Annotated in this window: 18 protein-coding genes; 7 read left to right on the top strand and 11 right to left on the bottom strand. The window is 64.5% G+C overall.

Annotated elements, in window-relative coordinates; genetic code table 11:
• Positions 1-16: 16 nt before the first annotated feature.
• The 5 genes from CVS48_RS13545 to CVS48_RS13525 all read right to left on the bottom strand — a co-directional run bounded on the left by CVS48_RS13545 (position 17) and on the right by CVS48_RS13525 (position 6121).
• Positions 17-460: a MaoC family dehydratase gene (locus tag CVS48_RS13545; RefSeq protein WP_006221119.1), complete on the bottom strand. Its 444-nt coding sequence runs from the start codon at positions 458-460 to the stop codon at positions 17-19.
• A gap of 80 nt (positions 461-540) precedes the next feature.
• Complete coding sequence (boxA, locus tag CVS48_RS13540) at positions 541-1791, bottom strand: benzoyl-CoA 2,3-epoxidase subunit BoxA (RefSeq protein ID WP_100854904.1); 1251 nt, start codon at positions 1789-1791, stop codon at positions 541-543.
• Between the two features lie 53 nt (positions 1792-1844).
• Positions 1845-3272: a benzoyl-CoA 2,3-epoxidase subunit BoxB gene (boxB, locus tag CVS48_RS13535; protein ID WP_100854903.1), complete on the bottom strand. Its 1428-nt coding sequence runs from the start codon at positions 3270-3272 to the stop codon at positions 1845-1847.
• A gap of 86 nt (positions 3273-3358) precedes the next feature.
• Positions 3359-5095, bottom strand: coding sequence for a 2,3-epoxybenzoyl-CoA dihydrolase (gene boxC / locus CVS48_RS13530; RefSeq protein WP_242001289.1), 1737 nt, complete (start codon positions 5093-5095; stop codon positions 3359-3361).
• Positions 5096-5212: 117 nt separating this feature from the next.
• On the bottom strand, positions 5213-6121 hold the full coding sequence (locus tag CVS48_RS13525; protein ID WP_050449754.1) for a helix-turn-helix transcriptional regulator: 909 nt from the start codon (positions 6119-6121) through the stop codon (positions 5213-5215).
• Positions 6122-6299: 178 nt separating this feature from the next.
• Between CVS48_RS13525 and CVS48_RS13520 the strand changes: the two genes are divergently transcribed.
• The 7 genes from CVS48_RS13520 to CVS48_RS13490 all read left to right on the top strand — a co-directional run bounded on the left by CVS48_RS13520 (position 6300) and on the right by CVS48_RS13490 (position 13172).
• Positions 6300-6776, top strand: a complete 477-nt coding sequence (locus CVS48_RS13520) for a DUF4863 family protein (RefSeq protein WP_100854902.1) — start codon at positions 6300-6302, stop codon at positions 6774-6776.
• Positions 6777-6851: 75 nt separating this feature from the next.
• Complete coding sequence (locus CVS48_RS13515; RefSeq protein ID WP_100854901.1) at positions 6852-8471, top strand: benzoate-CoA ligase family protein; 1620 nt, start codon at positions 6852-6854, stop codon at positions 8469-8471.
• Positions 8472-8552: 81 nt separating this feature from the next.
• The gene (locus tag CVS48_RS13510; protein ID WP_100854900.1) at positions 8553-9713 is read left to right on the top strand and encodes an ABC transporter substrate-binding protein; all 1161 of its coding nucleotides are present in this window, start codon (positions 8553-8555) and stop codon (positions 9711-9713) included.
• 25 nt (positions 9714-9738) lie between these two features.
• On the top strand, positions 9739-10620 hold the full coding sequence (locus CVS48_RS13505) for a branched-chain amino acid ABC transporter permease (RefSeq protein ID WP_100854899.1): 882 nt from the start codon (positions 9739-9741) through the stop codon (positions 10618-10620).
• Between the two features lie 2 nt (positions 10621-10622).
• A complete protein-coding gene (locus CVS48_RS13500; RefSeq protein WP_100854898.1) occupies positions 10623-11693 on the top strand; it encodes a branched-chain amino acid ABC transporter permease in 1071 nt (356 codons plus the stop codon).
• Positions 11686-12474: an ABC transporter ATP-binding protein gene (locus CVS48_RS13495; RefSeq protein WP_100854897.1), complete on the top strand. Its 789-nt coding sequence runs from the start codon at positions 11686-11688 to the stop codon at positions 12472-12474. Before CVS48_RS13500 ends, CVS48_RS13495 begins: the two co-directional genes overlap by 8 nt.
• A complete protein-coding gene (locus CVS48_RS13490) occupies positions 12462-13172 on the top strand; it encodes an ABC transporter ATP-binding protein (protein WP_100854896.1) in 711 nt (236 codons plus the stop codon). Before CVS48_RS13495 ends, CVS48_RS13490 begins: the two co-directional genes overlap by 13 nt.
• Positions 13173-13298: 126 nt before the next feature.
• On the opposite strand, the gene CVS48_RS13485 is transcribed toward CVS48_RS13490, so the two are convergent.
• From CVS48_RS13485 to CVS48_RS13460, 6 genes are all read right to left on the bottom strand, one after another.
• On the bottom strand, positions 13299-14858 hold the full coding sequence (locus CVS48_RS13485) for an acetolactate synthase large subunit (protein WP_100854895.1): 1560 nt from the start codon (positions 14856-14858) through the stop codon (positions 13299-13301).
• Positions 14859-15042: 184 nt separating this feature from the next.
• A complete protein-coding gene (locus CVS48_RS13480; protein ID WP_100854894.1) occupies positions 15043-15795 on the bottom strand; it encodes an amino acid ABC transporter ATP-binding protein in 753 nt (250 codons plus the stop codon).
• Between the two features lie 4 nt (positions 15796-15799).
• Positions 15800-16492 (bottom strand): amino acid ABC transporter permease, encoded by a 693-nt coding sequence (locus CVS48_RS13475; protein WP_006222809.1) that lies wholly within the window; start codon positions 16490-16492, stop codon positions 15800-15802.
• A 31-nt stretch (positions 16493-16523) separates the two neighbouring features.
• Positions 16524-17312 carry an ABC transporter substrate-binding protein gene (locus CVS48_RS13470; RefSeq protein ID WP_100854893.1) on the bottom strand — a complete coding sequence of 263 codons (789 nt, stop codon included), beginning with the start codon at positions 17310-17312 and terminating at the stop codon, positions 16524-16526.
• A 54-nt stretch (positions 17313-17366) separates the two neighbouring features.
• Positions 17367-18275, bottom strand: coding sequence for an arginase family protein (locus tag CVS48_RS13465; RefSeq protein ID WP_100857647.1), 909 nt, complete (start codon positions 18273-18275; stop codon positions 17367-17369).
• A 286-nt stretch (positions 18276-18561) separates the two neighbouring features.
• Positions 18562-19428, bottom strand: coding sequence for an IclR family transcriptional regulator (locus CVS48_RS13460; protein WP_100854892.1), 867 nt, complete (start codon positions 19426-19428; stop codon positions 18562-18564).

Here is a 19428-nt window from a genome sequence, read left to right as displayed (position 1 = left end):
ACACCACATCCCCCCCTTAATTCTCCCCCGACAGATCAAACAAACTCGTCGCGTCCATTTCCAGCACGCCTTCGTCGTGCTGATTGATCACCGTCCAAGACCACGTGATAATCCCCAGATCCGGGCGTGACGACGACGTTCTCGCGCCTTGCACACGCGCCTCCAAACGCAAGGTATCGCCCGGGCGCACCGGAGTCCGCCAGCGCACTTCCCCCAACCCAGGCGACCCGAACGACTCCGAATCATGCAGCGCGGCATCCACCGCCATGCGCATGGCCAGCGCGCACGTATGCCACCCGCTGGCGATCAGCCCGCCCCAGCGGCCTTCCGCCGCGCGTTGCGGGTCGGTGTGGAACCACTGCGGGTCGAACTTGCGGGCGAACTCCAGGATCTCGGCTTCCGTGATGGTGACCGGACCGGCCTTGATCAACATGCCGTCTTTGAATTCAGCGAACTTCATTTATTTTTTCCCCCCGGAAAAACAAACGGCGCGCTCAAGGCGCGCCGTGCTTTTCACGTATGTCACGCTTGTGAATGACGCTAATAGGTCTCGAAATGCAGGCGCCCTTCGCGGCGCAGCACATCGTGCAGGATAGACCAATCCTGCCCCGCCTGCATCGTCACATCACGCAAGGCGTCCAGCACGCCGACTTCCATGCCTTTCAGCCCGCACACATAGATGCAGGTGTTGCGATCGGCCAGCAGATCGCGCACTTGCCCAGCCCGATCGCGGATCAAATCCTGCACATAGCGCTTGGGCTGGCCGGGCTCGCGCGACAGCGCCAGATTGATGTCGATGAAGTCGCGCGGCAGCTTCATCAGCGGTCCGAAATACGGCAGTTCGCGTTCGGTGCGCGCGCCGAAGAACAGCATCAGCTTGCCGTTTTCACCCGTATCGATACGCCGCCGGTAGCGCTCGGTCATCGCGCGCATCGGCGCGGAACCCGTGCCCGTGCAGATCATGATCAGGTTCGCGCGCGGGTGGTTCGGCATCAAGAAGGTATGGCCGAAGGGGCCTATGACCTGCACCGTGTCGTTCTTGGCCAGATCGCACAAATAGTTCGAACACACCCCATGTGCCGCCACGCCGCCGTGGTCCTCGGTCACGCGCTTTACTGTCAGCGACAGGTTGTTGTAGCCCGCGCGTTCGCCGTCGCGCGGACTGGCCAACGAATACTGGCGCGCATGATGCGGCCGGCCTTGGGCGTCCACGCCGGGGGGCAGGATGCCGATGGACTGACCCTCCAACACGGGAAACGGCAGCTCGCCGAAGTCCAGCACGATGTGATGGATGTCGCTTTCGGTATCGGCGCCCGTCACGCGATAGTTGCCGACTACGGTGGCCGTCATCGGCGCCTTGTGCGTGTAAAGATTGACGTAGGGATGCGCGGCCGACCATGGCGGCACGGAGGCACCCGGCAGCGTGAAGGACGCTTGCCCGGAAGGCTGCGCCAGCGCCTCGGACACGTCATCCGAAGGTGCCGCCGCCGCCACAGCCTCATCCGCCACCGGCAACGCCTTTTCCTTGGGCAACTCTTCCCAGCCCAATTGCTCTTGCACCGAATACGCTTCGCTGCGCACCATCAGCCGCCAGTTGTCGATCGAGCCCGTTGGGCACGGCGGCACACAGGCCATGCAGCCATTGCAGATGTCAGGGTCCACCACGTAGTTGTTGGAATCGTGCGTGATCGCGTCAACCGGACAGGTCTCTTCGCACGTGTTGCAGCGGATACAGATCTCGGGGTCGATCAGGTGCTGCTTGAGCACCTGTGCGGGTAAGGGAGCGTTCATCGCGGTCTTCCCAATGCGCGGGCGGGCGGCATGCGCGCGCCGCCCCGTCGCCTTCAGTTGAAACGGACGTAATCGAAGTTCACTGGCTGGCGGTTGACGCCCATGACGGGCGGCGCGATCCAATTGGCGAACTTGCCGGGTTCCGTCACCCGCCCCATCAGCGACGCGACAAACGCGCGGTCTTCAGGCGTGGGCAGCCACTTGTGGCTGTTGGCCTGCCATTGCGCTTCGGACACGATCTCGCCTTCGGGCGACATGCGGATCCCGGCCAGCGTGCCGATCTGCCGGTTGAACGCCTTGTGCGGCACCTGCAGGCGGAACGGAATACCACTTTTTTCGATGACCTTGTTCCAGCGGCCAATACCCGCCACCGAATCGCGGATGAAGTCATCGCGCAGCACTTCGTTCAGGGCGTTCAGCATGGGCACTTCCACCTCGTTCAGCTTGCCGTTGTTCACGGTCAGCACGCGATAGGTGTCGTTCTTCAACTGGTGGTCGTCGGTGCGCTTGGACTCTTCATAGCGGCCCTTCAAGCCCGAGCCATAGAAGATGGCCGCGTTCGACGACTGATCCGCGCCGAACAGGTCGATGGTGACGCTGTAGTGGAAATTCAAATAGCGCTGGATGGTGGGCAGATCAATCACGCCGGCCGCGCGCACGCTTTGCGGATCGTCGGTCTTCAACTGGTTCATCACTTCGCAGGTGCGCTGGATCACGCGCGAGATACCGGATTCGCCCACGAACATGTGGTGCGCTTCTTCGGTCAGCATGAACTTGGTGGTGCGCGCCAGCGGGTCGAAGCTGGACTCTGCCAACGCGCACAACTGGAACTTGCCGTCGCGGTCGGTGAAGTAGGTAAACATGTAGAAGGCCAGCCAGTCGGGCGTCTTCTCGTTGAAGGCACCCAGGATGCGCGGGTTGTCGGCATCGCCCGACGTGCGCTGCAACAGCGCGTCGGCCTCTTCGCGGCCATCGCGGCCGAAGTAGCGATGCAGCAAATACACCATGGCCCACAGGTGGCGGCCTTCTTCAACGTTGATCTGGAACAGGTTGCGCAGGTCGTACTGCGACGGCGCGGTCAGGCCCAGGTGGCGTTGCTGTTCGATCGATGCGGGTTCGGTGTCGCCCTGCGTCACGATGATGCGGCGCAGATTGGCGCGGTGTTCGCCCGGCACATCCTGCCACACGTCGCGGCCGATGTTTTCGCCGAAGTGGATCTTGCGCTGGCCGTCCTGCGGCGCCAGGAAGATGCCCCAACGGTAATCCGGCATGCGCACGTGGTCGAAGTTGGCCCAGCCATCGGGTTCCACGCTGACTGCCGTGCGCAGGTAGACGTCGAAGCCATGCGAGCCGTCAGGCCCCATGTCTTGCCACCATTGCAGGTAGTTGGGCTGCCAATGTTCCAGCGCGCGTTGCAAGGTGCGATCGCCGGACAGGTTGACGTTATTGGGGATCTTATCGGTGTAGTTGATTCCAGACATTGTCTCGCTCCTTGTTTGTTTTCCGGCTCGGCGTCGAAGACCGGCTTCCATGGCCGGCTTCTAAGACCGGCTTCTATGACCGATTTTCAGACCCGCTTCCAGTCGAACGCGGCCTGCTCGCCCTTGCCGTAGAGCTTTAGCGCGCCCTTGTCGCCGGCCGCGTTGGGGCGGTTGAAGATCCAGTTCTGCCAGGCCGTCAGGCGCCCGAAGATGCGGGTTTCCATCGTCTCTTTGCCTCCAAAGCGCAGGTTGGCTTCCAGCCCGGTCAAGGCGTCGGGCGAGAGCGCGCGGCGTTCCTCAAGCATCATCCGCACCTCGTCGTCCCAGTCGATGCTGTCGGGCGCGTAGGTCACCAGGCCCAGGTTCAGCGCGTCGACGGCCGACAGGGCTTGCCCGGCGCGGGCGCGCACGGCTTCCAGCGGCTCGATTTCTTCATAGAAGCGGCGCTGCAAGCGGCTTTGCCCGTTCACCATCGGATAGGCGCCGAAGTTGCGTTCGCCCACGACGATCTGCGCGGCAGGTTCATCAACGTCGGCACCGGCATCCGCCTCGCTATCCAGCATGTAGCTACGGTCGGCGGCCAGCGCCAGTTCCAGCAAGGTGCCCACAAAGCAGGAGCCGGGTTCGATCAGCGCGAACAGGCTGCGCGAGGTAACGTCCAGGCGCGCCAGCGTGCGGCGCAGCATGCCGGCCGTTTCACGCACGAACCAGTGGCCCGCGTGCCGTTGCAGCGTGGCGTCGGCGGCCAACACGGCAGCGGCGTCGCCTTCGGTCTTGAAGATCCAGGTGCCGATGTCCAGCTCGTTGGTGCGCATCGTCAAGATGGCGTCGTCCAGTTCACGCGCCATCTGCAAGGGCCACCATGCGGCGCCCGCGGCCATGATGTCAGCCAGTTCGGATGGCACCTCGCCTTCCGGAGCGCGCACGGTCCAGGTTGCCAGGCGCTTGTCGCGGTCAACCTGGATATCCACGTAGCGGTACGACAAATGGTCCGCGCCTTCAGTGCGTTCGATCGGCGTCAGCGCAATGCCGGGCTCAGTCCCCTGGCGGTCGCTGCTTTCCGCCAGCGCCATCGCCCGTTCACGCACCGCCTCTTCAAAACGCGCGGGCTTGACCACGTCGTCCACCAGCCGCCAGTCCTTGGCACGCTGGCCGCGCACGCCTTCGACCAGCGTGCAGAAGATATCTGCATGGTCGTGGCGCACGCGCCGCTTGTCGGTCACGCGCGTCAGCCCGCCTGTGCCGGGCAGCACGCCCAAGAGCGGCACCTCGGGCAGCGCCACCGAGGACGAGCGGTCGTCCACCAGCAAGATTTCGTCGCAGGCCAAGGCCAGCTCGTACCCGCCCCCGGCGCAGGCGCCGTTCAGCGCGGCGATGAATTTCAGACCGCTATGACGGCTGGAATCTTCGATGCCGTTGCGGGTTTCGTTGGTGAACTTGCAGAAGTTCACCTTCCAGGCGTGCGACGACAAGCCCAGCATGAAGATGTTGGCGCCCGAACAGAAGATGCGGTCTTTCATGCTGGTGACGACCACGCTTTTCACTTCGGGGTGTTCGAAGCGGATGCGTTGCAGGGCGTCGTGCAATTCAATGTCTACGCCCAGGTCGTAGGAATTCAGCTTGAGCTTGTAGCCGGGGCGCAGGCCGCCGTCTTCGGCCACATCCATGGCCAGGGTGGCGACGGGGCCGTCGAACGACAGGCGCCAATGGCGGTATTGGCCGGGTTGGGTGCGGAAATCGACGCGGGCTTCTGCCAAAGATTCAGGCCGGGATTCCGGCCGAACTTCAAGCCGGGATTCCGCCCCATTTGCGGTGCTGCTCATCGTGTGTCTCCTCGTACGCCCTGCCTGGACAGGAAAAATACTGCATCACATGAATTATTGTGCAGATTAGTTCAGGCAAAAAGACACGTCAAGCAAGACATGCAGAAAAGTGCAGTTTTATAGCGGCAGGCCGCAGGCTTTGCGAACCTGGGTGCGCAGGCCGGCAAAGCTTTCCTGCACTTCCAGGTTGCTGGTGACCCAGGTCAGGTCAGCCTTCTCGTAGAAAGCCTCGCGCCCGGCCAGGATGCGCTTCAGGTCGGCCATGGCTTCGTTATTGCCCGACATGGGGCGGAAATCGCCCTGCGCCATGACGCGGCCCATGTGCTCTTCGGGCGTGGCGCGCAGCCATACCGTGTAGCAGTGCGCCAGCAGCAGGTTCAGCGTGGCGGGTTCGGACACCAGCCCGCCGGGGGTGGCCAGCACCATTTCCGGGTAGATCTGCACCGCTTCTTCCAGCGCCCGCCGTTCGTAGCGGCGATACGCGTTGGGGCCATACAGATTATGGATTTCCAGGATGCTGCACCCCGCCACGCGCTCGATCTCGCGGTTGAGTTCGACAAAGGGGTAGCCCAGATCGTCGGCCAGCATCTGGCCCAGGGTGGACTTGCCCGCGCCACGCAGCCCGATCAGCGCCACGCGCTGCGTGCGGTTGGGCCGCTGCGCGCCCGCGCCCACGCCAAACAGTTGCGTCAAGGCTTCGCGCGCGCGTTGCAGGTCGGATTCGGTGCGGCCGCTGAGCAGTTCGCGGATCAGCAGCCAGTCGGGCGATTCGGTGGTGACATCGCCCACCAGTTCAGCCAGCGCGCAATTGAAGGCGCGGGCAATCTGCAGCAGCACCAGGATGGACGCATTGCCCACCCCATGTTCAAGATTGGCCAGATGCCGTTCCGACACCCCGGTCACTTGCGACAGGCTTTTGCGGGTCATGCCGCGTATGGCTCGCAGGCGGCGCACGCGCTCGCCCAATGCCACCAGGAAAGCTTCCCGCCTGGGTTCGGTTGGCGCCGCATCTAGCGCTTGATTCATGTTTGGCTGACTCCGCAAATACCCTGATACGCCATGTTTTATGCACTATAGTGCTTGACCCTTTCGTATGGAAGCACTATTTTTCCTTCCAAGCAGTTCCAAGCCGTTATCGCGCAACAAAGCAGCATTCAAGTTCATGCCGCTTCCAAGGCGCCGACAGTGTAAAGGAGGAGTCCCGGTGAGCACGCCAGATCAATTCCATGCCCTGATGCGCGAGGCCACGCGCCTGGTGGCGAACCAGCCGCTGGATGAGGGGCTGCAGGCGATGCTGAACCGCGAGGCCGGCCCCGATAGCACGCTGTACCAGAACATCTTCGCCGCCTGTAGGCAGGGCGTGGCCGACGGCTGGATGTGCAACCGCGAAGGCGGCGGCATCCGCTACGGGCGCGTCATCAAGCCGGCGGAAGACCTGGCTGGCTGCTCGGTGGACGTGGTCGACATGAACGACCTGGCCGGCCCCCACCACGCGCATCCCAATGGCGAAATAGACCTGATCATGCCGCTCACCGCCGACGCGCGCTTTGACGGCCACGGCGCCGGCTGGCTGGTCTACGGCCCCGGCAGCGCGCATAGCCCCACCGTGACGCAAGGCCGCGCGCTGGTGCTGTACCTGCTGCCCGGCGGCGCCATCGCGTTCACACCGCCCGACGGCTGACGCCGACGCCCACCCGCCATGGCAGACAAAAAAACACAGCCATGACGCGCCCCACCAGGACATCAGGAGACAACCGTGAACACCTGCCCCGCCGAACTCAACTTCGCCAGCCATCTGGCTGCCCTGAACGCCGCCCGCGCCGCCAAGCCCGCCTATATCGACGACAGCCGCCAGCTCAGCTACGGCGAACTGGCCGAGCGGGTCGCGCGCATGGCGGGCGCGTTGCGGCAGTTGGGATTGCGCCGCGAAGAACGCATCCTGCTGCTGATGCAGGACACGGTAGATTGGCCCGTTGCCTTCCTGGGCGCACTGCATGCCGGCGTGGTGCCCGTGGCCGTCAACACGCTGCTGACGCCCGACGATTACGCCTACATCATCACGCACAGCCGCGTGCGCGCCGTGTTCGTCTCGGGCGCGCTGATGCCGGCCTTGCAGGCGGCGCTGGCCCAATCGCCCGGGGATGTCGAACACGTGGTCGTGTCACAGCCAAACAACGCACAGCCCAAACCTGCACAGCCAAACAACGCACAGCCCAAACCTGCGCACCCCGCAGCCACCCTGCCCGCCCCCGCCCAGGACTTCGACGCCCTGTTGGCCGGCGCGCCGCTGGCCCCCGCCGTGCGCACGCTCTCCGACGAGATCGCGTTCTGGCTGTATTCGTCGGGCTCCACCGGCAAGCCCAAGGGTGTGGTGCATACGCATGGCAACCTTTGGCACACGGCCGAACTCTATGCCAAGCCGGTGCTGGGCATCCGCGAGGACGACGTGGTGTTCTCAGCCGCCAAGCTGTTCTTTGCCTACGGCCTGGGCAACGGCCTGACCTTTCCGCTGTCCGTCGGCGCCACCGTCATCCTGATGGGCGAACGTCCCACCCCACAGGCCGTTTTCCAGCGCCTGACGCGGCATCGCCCCACCGTGTTCTACGGCGTGCCCACCTTGTACGCCAGCATGCTGGCATCACCCGACTTGCCGCCGCGCGAGCAGGTGGCGATGCGGGTATGTACGTCAGCCGGCGAAGCCTTGCCGCGCGACATCGGTGAACGCTTCACGCGGCATTTCGGCTGCGAGATCCTGGACGGCATCGGCTCCACCGAGATGCTGCACATCTTCATCTCGAACCAAAGCGGGCAGATCCGCTACGGCACCACCGGCAAGCCCGTGCCGGGCTACGAAGTGCAGTTGCGCGACGACAGCGGCGCGCCCGTGGCGGCCGGCACCATCGGCGACCTCTACATCAAAGGCCCCAGCGCCGCGCTGATGTACTGGAACAACCGCGACAAGACGCGCCAGTGCTTTCTGGGCGACTGGTTGAAAAGCGGCGACAAATACACCTGTGACACCGACGGCTACTACACCTATGCCGGCCGCAGCGACGACATGATCAAGGTCAGCGGCCAGTATGTGTCGCCGGTGGAAGTGGAAAACGTGCTGGTGCAGCACGAAGCCGTGCTGGAAGCCGCCGTGATCGGCGTGCCGGACCACGACGGCCTGGTCAAAACCAAGGCCTATGTGGTGCTGCGCCCGGGCTTCGAGCCCGACGCCCAGACCGGCGCCGCGCTGCAAAGCTATGTGAAGCAGCATCTGGCGCCCTTCAAGTATCCGCGCCAGATCAACTTCACCGAAGAGCTGCCCAAGACGGCCACGGGAAAGATCCAGCGCTTCCGGCTGCGTCAGTTGGAAGAAGCAACGCTATGAATCCCCCTCGCCGGCATTGTCGGCGCGTTGGTTAAACCCGGCCGGCCTTCCGCCAGCCCATGACAAGCACGGAGACAAACCATGAACCACGCCCTGACCCGGGCTGCGATTGCCGCGGCCCTGACGTTCGCCGCCAGCGGCGCGCAGGCCGCCGACAAGATCAAAGTCGGTTTCATGCTGCCCTACAGCGGCACCTTCGCCGCGCTGGGCAACGCCATCGAGAACGGCTTCAAGCTGTACGTTGCCGAACAAGGCGGCAAGCTGGGCGGGCGCGAGATCGAATACTTCAAGGTGGATGACGAGTCCAACCCCGCCAAGGCCGCTGAAAACGCCAACCGCCTGATCAAGCGCGACCAGGTCGACGTGCTGATCGGCACGGTGCACTCAGGCGTGGCGATGGCGCTGGCCAAGGCCGCGAAAGACAGCGACACCACGCTGATCGTCACCAACGCGGGCGCCAACGCCATCACCGGCCCGCTGTGCGGCCCCGGCATCTTCCGCACGTCGTTCACCAACTGGCAGCCGGCCTACGCCATGGGCCCCGTGGCCTACGCCAAGGGCCACAAGACCGCCGTCACCATCAGCTGGAAATACGCGGCGGGGGACGAGGCCATTGGCGGCTTCAAGGAAGGTTTTGAAAAGGCGGGCGGCAAGGTCGTCAAGGAATTGAGCCTGCCGTTTCCCAACGTGGAATTCCAATCGCTCCTGACCGAGATTGCCGCCACCAAGCCCGACATGGTGTTCACCTTCTTCGCGGGCGGCGGCGCGGTGAAGTTCGTGCAGGACTATCACGCGGCGGGCCTGGACAAGACCATTCCGCTGTACGGCTCGGGCTTCCTTACCGACGGCACCTTGCAGGCGCAAGGCGCATCCGCGCAAGGCCTCTTGACCACGCTGCACTACGCCGACGGTCTTAACACGCCGCGCGACAACGCCTTCCGCGCCGACTACGCCAAGAACTACAAGGTGCAGCCTGACGTGTACGCCGTGCAAGGCTACGACGCCGCGCAACTGATGCAGTCGGGCCTGTCGGCCGTGAAGGGCGACTTCGCCAAGAAGGCGGACTTCCGCCAGGCGATGCGCGGCGCCACCGTGGACAGCCCGCGCGGCCCCTTCACGCTGTCGGCTGCGGGCAACCCGGTGCAGGACATTTATCTGCGCCGGGTGGATGGCCTGGAGAACAAGGTCGTCGAGGTTGCCGCGAAAAAGCTGGCCGACCCCGCGCGCGGCTGCAAGCTCTGACGCACCCAGGCAACAAGGACGCCCCATGGACATCAGCATCCTGCTTATTCAAAGCCTGAACGCATTCCAGTACGGCTTGCTGCTGTTCCTGGTGGCCAGCGGACTCACGCTGATCTTCGGCATCATGGGCATCATCAACCTGGCCCATGGCAGCTTCTACATGATCGGCGCCTACATGGCGTTTGCGCTGGGGCCGCTGGTTGACCGCTGGCTGGGCGGCGGCTTTATCGCCACCCTTGCCGTGTGCGTGCTGCTGGCCGGTGCGTTGGGCTATGTGCTGGAAGCGGCGTTCTTCAGCTACCTGTACCACCGCAACCACTTGCAGCAGGTGCTGATGACTTACGGGCTGATTTTGGTCTTCGAGGAACTGCGCAGCATCCTGGTGGGCAACGACGTGCACGGCGTGCCGCTGCCCGCGTGGCTGCAAGGCAGTATCTCGCTGGGCGGCGTGATGACGTATCCGGTGTATCGGCTATTCATCTCGGCCGTGGGCATTGCGGTGGCGCTGCTGCTGTATTGGGTGATTTCGCGCACGCGGCTGGGCATGATGCTGCGCGCCGGCGCCAGCAACCGCGAAATGACCGCGTCCTTGGGCATCGACGTCAACAAGCTGTACCGGCTGGTGTTCGCGGCCGGCGTGGCCCTGGCGGCGCTGGCCGGCACCATTGCCGCGCCCGTGTCGTCGGTGTATCCCGGCATGGGCAACGGGGTGCTGATCATCTGCTTCGTGGTGGTGGTGATCGGCGGCATCGGCTCGATACGCGGCGCCTTCCTGGCCGCGATGCTGGTGGGCTTTGTGGAAACCTTCGGCCAGGTGCTGTTCCCGTCCGCCGCGGGCGTGCTGGTGTATCTGCTGATGGCCTTCATTCTTCTATGCAAGCCCGAAGGGCTGTTCAAACAGGGCTAGCCATGCAGAGACTTCTTCCCCTTGCAACGTTGCTGGCGCTGGCTGCGTTTGCCTATAGCGGCAGCGACTACTACACGGGCCTGGCCATCAAGGTCATGATCTACGCCATCTTCGCGCTAAGCCTGCAACTGCTGGTGGGCGGCGCGGGGCTGGTCAGCCTGGGGCATGCCGCCTTCTTCGGCATCGGCGCCTATGCGGCGGCACTGCTGTCGCCCGAATCCCAGGCGGGCAACCTGTGGTGGCTATTGCCCGCGGCCCTGTTGGCGGCGGCGGCCTATGCGCTCTTGACCGGCGCGCTGGCGCTGCGCACGCGCGGCGTGTACTTCATCATGGTGACGCTGGCCTTTGCGCAGATGGCCTATTACGTTTTCCACGACACCGACTTCGGCGGCGGCAGCGATGGCATCTACCTGTACTTCCGGCCCGAACTGCCCGTGGGCGGCTGGATGCCCTTCGACCTGAGCAACGCCACCACCTTCTACTTCTTCGTGCTGGCCTGCCTGGCGCTGACCTGGGGCTTTCTGTCGCTGCTGCGGCGGTCACCCTTTGGCGCGGCGCTGGCCGGCATCCGCATCAACGAACAACGTATGCGCGCAGCCGGCTATGCCACGTATCCGTACAAGCTGACCGCCTACGTGGTGGGCGCCACGCTGGCCAGTCTGGCGGGCTTTCTTTTCGCGCTGAAAGACGGCTTTGTCACGCCGGAACTGCTGGCTTGGGAACAATCTGGCCTGGTGTTGCTGATGGTGATTCTGGGCGGCATGGCCAGCCTGGGCGGCGCGGTGATCGGCACGGTGGCGCTGGTGCTGATGCAAGAGTTGTTCCAGTCGCAGGCGCTGTTTGGCGACTACGCACGCCATTGGCATCTGCCGCTGGGTATCGCCATCATTGCGCTGGTGGCGCTGCTGCCCAATGGCATTGCGGGCCTGCCCGCGCAATGGCGCCAGCGTCGCGAGGCACGCGCCGCCAATGCGCATGCGGCCTCTGGCGGCGGCACGCAGGCCCTGGCGCCCTCCTCCACCTCCGTGCGCCCCGCTGCCCGCCTGCCCATCCAGGGAGAACGCCATGTCTGATTGCCTGCTTGCCGCCACCGGCATCACGCGCCGCTTTGGCGGGCTGACCGCGGTCAACGACGTATCACTCACGCTGGCGCGCGGCCAGGTGCATGCCGTCATCGGCACCAACGGGGCGGGCAAGTCCACACTGATCAACATCCTGTCGGGCGAACTGGCGCCCAGCAGCGGCCAGGTGATGCTGGGCGGACGCGACATCACCCCCTGGCGCCAGCCGCAACGGGCGCGTGCCGGACTGGGCCGCAGCTACCAGCGTTCGACGCTGTTTCCCGAACTGAGCGTGTTCGAGAACTGTCGCTTGACGGCGCAGGCGGCACGCCAGCGCTTCTGGCATTGGTGGCGTTCGGCGTCGGACTGCCGGCGCAGCGCGGAATTGGCACATCACGCGCTGGAACGCACGGGGCTGGCGGACGACGCCGCGCGACCGGCCGGCCTGCTGCCGCACGGTCGCAAGCGCCAGCTTGAAATCGCCATGTGCCTGGCAGGCGAACCCCAGGTACTGCTGCTGGATGAGCCCTTGGCCGGCATGGGACCGGAAGAAACAGACCGCATTCTGGACCTGCTGCAAAGCTTGAAGGCAGGCCACGCGATTTTGCTGGTGGAGCACGACATGGACGCGGTGTTCCGCATTGCCGAAACCATCACCGTGATGGTCAACGGCACCGCCATCGCCAGCGGCCCGCCCGCCGACATCCGCGCCAACGCGGACGTGCGCACGGCTTACCTGGGCGAAGACACCCGCCCCGGCCACACCCAAGGAGACCCCGCATGCACACCTTGATCGAAGCGGGCGGCCTGCATGTGTACTACGGCGCCAGCCATGTGCTGCGCGGCGTGGACATGCACATCGCCCCAGGTGAATCCGTGGGGCTGGTGGGACGCAACGGCATGGGCAAGACCACGCTGATCCGCAGCCTGATGGGCCAGGTGAAAAGCACGCGCGGCCAGGTGCGCGTGGCTGGTCGCGATTGCACCCGCGCGCCGGCCCATGCCATTGCGCGCATGGGCGTCGCGTACGTGCCTGAAGGGCGCGGCATTTTCCCCAATCTGAACGTGCGTGAAAACCTGCAAGTGGCGGCGCGGCCCAGCGTAGGTGGCGAGCGCGCCTGGACCTATACGCGCGTGCTGGACACCTTTCCCCGGCTGCGCGAACGGCTGGGCCATGGTGGGCAGCAGTTGTCGGGCGGTGAGCAGCAGATGCTGGCCATCGGCCGCGCGCTGATGACCAACCCCGACCTGCTGATTCTGGATGAAGCCACCGAAGGGCTGGCCCCGCTGATCGTGGCCGAGATCTGGCGCATCATCCGCGAGATTCGCGCGACGGGGATGTCTACGTTGATCGTGGACCGCAACTATCGCGCGGTGCTCGAACACACCGATCGTTGCCTGGTAATGGAAAAAGGGCTGATCGTGGAAGACGGCGATAGCGCGTCGCTGGCCCGGCAACCGGAACAACTGACGCGCTATCTGGGCGTGTAGGAGTAGGCAACTCAGGCACACGGCCGGGGTATGCCGACCGGATATGCCGACCGGAATGCGGCCCGGGGTTCGACCTTTGCGTGCAGCCCCGGGGACGTCCCAGGGGTGCCTCCCGGCTATGCCGCCTTAGATGATGGCTTCGATCAGGAACGGCCCACGGCGCTTCAGGCCGTCGGCCAGCGCGCGCGCAAAGCCTTCCACCGTATCCACGCTGACCGCCTCCACGCCCATGCCGCGCGCCAGGTGCGTCCAATCCAGATAGGGCTCTTCCAGGTCCAGCATGCGGCGGGCGTTGCGGCCCGGTTCCTTCACGCCCACGTTCTTCATTTCGCCATGCAACGTGGCGTAGGAGCGGTTGGCCAGGATGACCGTGAGGCAGTCCAGGTTTTCGCGCGCTTGCGTCCACAGCGCTTGCAAGGTGTACATGCCGCTGCCATCGGCTTGCAGCGTGATGACCTTGCGGTCCGGGCAGGCCACGGCGGCGCCGGTTGCCAGCGGCAGGCCGATGCCGATGGCGCCGCCGGTCAGCATCAGCCAATCGTGCGGCGCGCTGCTGGCGCTGTAGATGGGAAATTCGCGGCCCTGCGTGATGGACTCGTCGCACACAATGGCTTGCTCGGGCAAGGTGTGAGCGATAAGAATGTTCACGGCGGCGCCGGTCAGCTTGCCAGTCGACGGCACGTCATAGGCCGCGGCCGGCGTGGCCAGGCGCGGGGCGTCGGCGGCAATGCCAAGCTCATCGGCCAGCCATTCCAGCGCATGCGCAAGATCTTGTTCGGCGGACGCCAGCACGACCTGGTTGCTGTCGGGCGGCGCCAGCAGGCTGGGCTTGCCGGGGTAGGCGAAGAAGCCGACCGGCGCCTTGGCGCCCGCCAGCACCAGGTGCTTTACGTCTTTCAGCTTGGCCACGGCCAGGTCAATCGGATAGGGCAGCCGGTCAACCGGGGTACGCGCGCCGCCACGTTCGATGCGGCGGTTGGAGGTTTCGGACATCAGGCGCACACCGGTGGCGCGGGCGATACGGCCGGCGGCGTTCAAGGCGCGTTCACGCAGCGCCGCGCCGCCCAGCATCAGCACCGTGACTTCGCCCGAGCGGATGGCGGCGGCTGCCGCGCGCACGGACTCGGCGGAGGTCTGGGCCAAGGGCAGGTCCTTCACTTGCACCGGCGCGGGCGCGCTGTCGGGCAGATCGGTCCAGGCGGTGTCGGCGGGCAGGATCAGGGTGGCGATGTTGCCGGGCGCCTGACGCGCCACGCCAATGGCCTCGGCGGCATCCGCCGACACGGCGGCGGCCGTCATCGTGCGCTTGACCCAATGCGACATGGGACGCGCCACGCCCTCCACGTCGCTGGTCAGCGGCGCGTCGTATTGCACGTGATAGGTGGCGTGGTCACCCACGATATTGACCATGGGCGTGCGCGCGCGCTTGGCGTTGTGCAGGTTGGCCAGGCCATTGCCCAGGCCGGGCCCCAGGTGCAGCAAGGTGGCGGCCGGCTTGTCGGCCATGCGCGCGTAACCGTCGGCCGCGCCCGTCACCACGCCTTCGAACAGGCCCAGCACGCAGCGCATCTTGGGTTTGCGATCCAAGGCCGCGACAAAGTGCATTTCGGATGTGCCGGGGTTGGCAAAACACACGTCCACATCGTTGGCCAGCAAGGTATCGCAGAGACTGTCAGCGCCGTTCATGATTTTCCCTAGTCGTTTTCAATGGCGATGCGGGCGCATGCGCGCCCGCCTGATATGCATGATAGGGAGCGTATCAAAATCGCGATAGACCCATTTCAGGTTGCGAGCATGGAACCATTCCGGTATCCGGCCGCCGAGTTCCGCCAGCCGGAATTAGCATAAATGCCATCCAGCCGTTACGACGTCAGCCCAATATCTGCCCCAGGAAGGCCCGTGCTCGTTCCGAACGGGGCGCATTGAAGAAGTTCTCCGGCGTGTCGGCCTCAACGATGGCTCCCTGGTCCATGAAGACCACCCGGTCGCCCACTTCCCGCGCGAATCCCATTTCATGCGTGACGCAAACCATCGTCATGCCGTCTTTGGCCAGCGCGACCATGGTGTCCAGCACTTCCTTGACCATCTCGGGATCCAGCGCCGAGGTGGGTTCGTCGAACAACATGATCTTGGGTTGCATGCATAAGGCGCGCGCGATCGCCACGCGCTGCTTCTGGCCGCCCGAGAGCTGGCCGGGATACTTGTCGGCGTGCTGTGGAATCCGCACCCGCTCCAGATATTCCATGGCGCGCGACCGGGCCTCATCCGCCGGCACGCCCTTGACCAGCAGCGGCGCCAACGTGCAATTCTCAAGCACGGTCAAATGCGGGAACAGGTTGAAGTGCTGGAACACCATGCCGACTTCCGCGCGGATGCGCTCGATATTCTTCACATCTTCATTGAGTTCGATGCCATCAACCACGATGCGGCCCTTCTGGTGTTCCTCCAGGCGGTTCAGCAAGCGGATGGTGGTGGATTTTCCCGAGCCGGACGGCCCACAGAGTATCAATTTCTCTCCGGGCGACACTTCCAGCGCCAGGTCGTTCAGCACCTGGAAGTCGCCATACCATTTGCTGACGCCCTGCATCGTGATGATCGGGGCGGAGGCAGTCGTTGCGTTCATCGTTTCAGGCCTTGGAAATATCGTGGTTCTCGCCGGCGCCGCTCCAGTAGCCCGGCACCGTCAAGCGCTTCTCGGAACGCCGGAACAGGTACGACAGCACGCTGCACATGGCGAAGTAGATGACCCCCACCATCGTGTAGACCGTCAGCGCCTGGAAGGTCGCGCCGGCCAGCATCTCGCCCGCCCGCATCAGTTCGTACACGCTGATGACGGCCACCAGCGACGTCTCCTTGATCAACACCAGCGCGTAGTTGCCCAAGGCCGGGAAGACCGTGCGCAGCGCTTGCGGCAACACGATGCGGCGCAGCCGCTGCACTTTGCGCAGACCCAGCGCGCGGGCCGCCTCGTACTGGCCCGTGTCCACCGACTGGATTCCGCTTCGGAACAGTTCGGCCAGGTACGCGCCGAAGTTCAGGGTCAGGCCCAGCACGCCGGCCACGAAACCGTTGATGACCACCCCCATCTCGGGCAGCCCGTAGTAGATGTAGAACAGTTGCAGCAGCAGCGGCGTGCCGCGGATCACCTCAATGTAGAACCGCGCCCCTCGGCTCAGCAGGCGCGAAGGCGACAAGCGGCACAAGCAGACGACCAGGCCCAACGCCACCGCCAGAAAAGCCGAACAGAAAAACAGCGCCAAAGTCCAGACCGTGCCCTCGGCCAAAGGGGTCAGGTACATGCGCAGCGTAGCGAGATCCAAGTCGTGCTCCTTATGCGTGCCGTTGCGGCGCTTACTTGCTGATCAGGTCGGACACGCCCCACTTCTTTCCGATGGCGGCCATTTCCCCGTTTGCCTTCATCTCGGCCAGTGCCTGGTTGACGGCTTCGAGCAGCGTGGTATTGCCCTTCTGCACGGCCATGCCAACCTGCCACTTGCGTTGCGGCTCGTAGCCGGTGTCCAGCTTCACGCCCGGAATGTTCTTGGTCTGAATCTGGTAGATGATGCTGGGCGGGTCCACGATGCCCAGGTCGATGCGGCCGGCACGCACGTCAGCCAGCAAGGTCGAATAGTCCTGGTAGGTTGTGACCTTGGTGCCCGGCATGTCCTTGATCATGTTGAACTGCACCGAATCCACCAGCACGCCCACCCGCTGTCCCTGCATGTCTTCGAACCTGGCGTACTTTCTGGTCGCCTTGTCGCTGACCACCACGCCTTCGCCCCAGCCGTAGACGGGTACCGAAAAATCGATGGCCTTTGCCCGTTCTTCGGTGATGAAGAGTGGCGCGGACATGACGTCCGCCCGCCCGGACGTAAGCGTGGGGATCAAGCCGGAAAAGGGCACGTCGGACAGCTTGTCCGACACCTTCAGGTGCTTGGCCACGCCGGCCGCCACGTCCACCATGATGCCTTCCAACTGGTTCGACTTTGGATTCTTGAAACCGTGCGGCGGCGCGGATGCGGTGGTGACGACGGCCAGGCTTTTATCGGCGCGCACTTCGTCCAGCGTGCGCGCCTGCGCGGCCGATTGGATAAGCAGGCCGGCGGCTGCCAGGCCCAGCAGGATGGATTTGAGTTTCATCGTTTTCCCCTTGGATGAATGAATGCGCAGACATGAATGCTGCAAACGCACGGCTCAGGCCGGACGCCCTTGCGGGTACTGCTGTACCGCTACCGCCGCCAACGCGCAGAATTCCTGCATCACGGTAGCGGCCAGGAAGGCCGTGGCCCCCTGCACGTCTTGCGGCGGCGACACGGTGTTGACGTCGAACGCCACGAAGTTCAGGCCGGCAAGCTGGCGCAAAAGCGCCAGCCCTTCCTTGGCCGACAAGCCGCCCCACTCCGGCGTGCATACGCCCGGCGCGCAGGAGGGGTCGAAGATGTCCATGTCAAAGCACAGGTAGACCGGGCGCTGGCCGATACGCTGCTTGATGTCCGCCAGCGTGGCTTTCTGGTCCTGATCGAAGTCGTCGTAGGGGACGATCGTGTAGCCGACCTCGCGTCCGAACTCCAACACCCCGGGCATGAAGGAACTGCCCCGGGTGCCGACGTGGAAGCTGGCCGCAACGTCCAGCAGCCCTTCTTCCGCCGCTCGTGTGAAAGTCGTGGCCGTGTTGTAGCCGGCGATGGGATAGGTGTCGGTGTGCGAATCGAAATGCAGCACGACGAAATCCGGATGGCGGCGTCCCACGGCACGCAACTGCGGCAACGTCACCGCGCCGTCTCCCCCCATCGAGATGGGGATCGCACCCGCATCCAGGATGGCGCCGATGCCGGCTTCGATCAGCGGGTACGAAGCGTCGGGGTCACCCGGGTGGCAGGCCACGTTGCCCACGTCGATGGCGCGCAGGAATTCGGGCGGATTGTCGATGCCATGACGGCGGAAGATGTCGACGGGGCGCAGCAAGCGGGATTGCTCGCGGATCGCGTCAGGGCCCTGCCGCGACCCGACGCGGAATGGATGCGTGCCGCAATCGAACGGAATACCGACCACGCAAGCGCGCGCCAGGCCCGTCCCGGGCTCGCGGACCGATGGCAAACCCATGAACCCGGCAACGGGATTGAAACGGACTTCAGATGACTGCGGCACAGCGCGGCTCCTGGGCATGCCCCGTCGGCAATATCGCGAACGTTGCTCTATTTAGATTCAATCGAATCGCTATGCGATACGATCGTGGCGTAAATAGATTAGCAAGCAAAAACCAAGGCAGCCAATTAGGGAGTTCCCCCTAGAGGCGTGAAATTTAGTTGAGCGATTTAGTAGGAATTACGAAAGAGTGCGCCCTGCCATGGTGCGGATGTCGCACCAAAAAACGGCATGCGGAAAGGGATCAGGCCGCGTCGTCGGGCGGTGGCATCGCCCCCCGCAACGCGCCGCCAGGCGGTTCCATCAGGTAGAAGGGATGCGACCGCCCCAAGGTGCGCGATGCACTGATAGCGTGCGCGGTTTCCACCACCTGCGGGCCGAACACGGCTTGCGCCTGTTCAAAAGACCAGCGGCTGGATGGCACGGACACGTTCACGGCGCCCAAGGGGGTGCCGCCGGCATCCAGGACCGCCGCGCTGACCGTGATGTCGCCGGGATAGAACTCGCCGTTGGACCGTGCATAGCCGTGGCGCCGCGCGAACGCCAGCTCGTCCAGCAAGTCGTCCATGGTGGTCAGCGTATTTGCCGTGTAAGGCTTGCGGGCGCAGCGTTCCAGCAGATCATGCGCAACGCCCGGGTCCAGCTTGGCCAGCACGGCACGTCCAGCCGCCGTGCAATACAACGGCAAGCGCATGCCGACCGGCATGTTCACGAACATTTCCTTGTGGGTGGCGAAACGCGCCACATAGACCATGTCTAGGCCGTCCGGCTCTGCCAGGCTGCATGTTTCCTGGCTGTTCCGGTTCAGCGTATGCAGGAAAGGGTTGCCGCCCAGCACCAGCGGACTGGTCTGCACATAGTGCATCCCTAGCTCCAGCGACCAGGGCGCCAGCGAGAACTTCTTGCTGGTGGGGTCCTTGCGCAGGTAGCCCAGCGTCCAAAGCGTGTGCGTAAAGCGCTGGACCGCGCTTTTGCTCAAGCCCGTCGCCTCCGCGAGTTCAGGCAGCGTCATGGCAGGCTGCCCTTCGCTGAACGCCCGCAATACGGAAATACCGCGCGCCAGCGCGGCAATGAACAAAGGAGAATCCTCGGGGTGTGGCGTCAGGGTCAT

It is taken from the genome of Achromobacter spanius (genome assembly GCF_002812705.1).
In the GTDB taxonomy this organism is placed as follows: Bacteria; Pseudomonadota; Gammaproteobacteria; order Burkholderiales; family Burkholderiaceae_B; genus Achromobacter; species Achromobacter spanius.
Note: the sequence above shows the minus strand (reverse complement) of the source record. Positions and strands in the feature narration are given on the sequence as shown.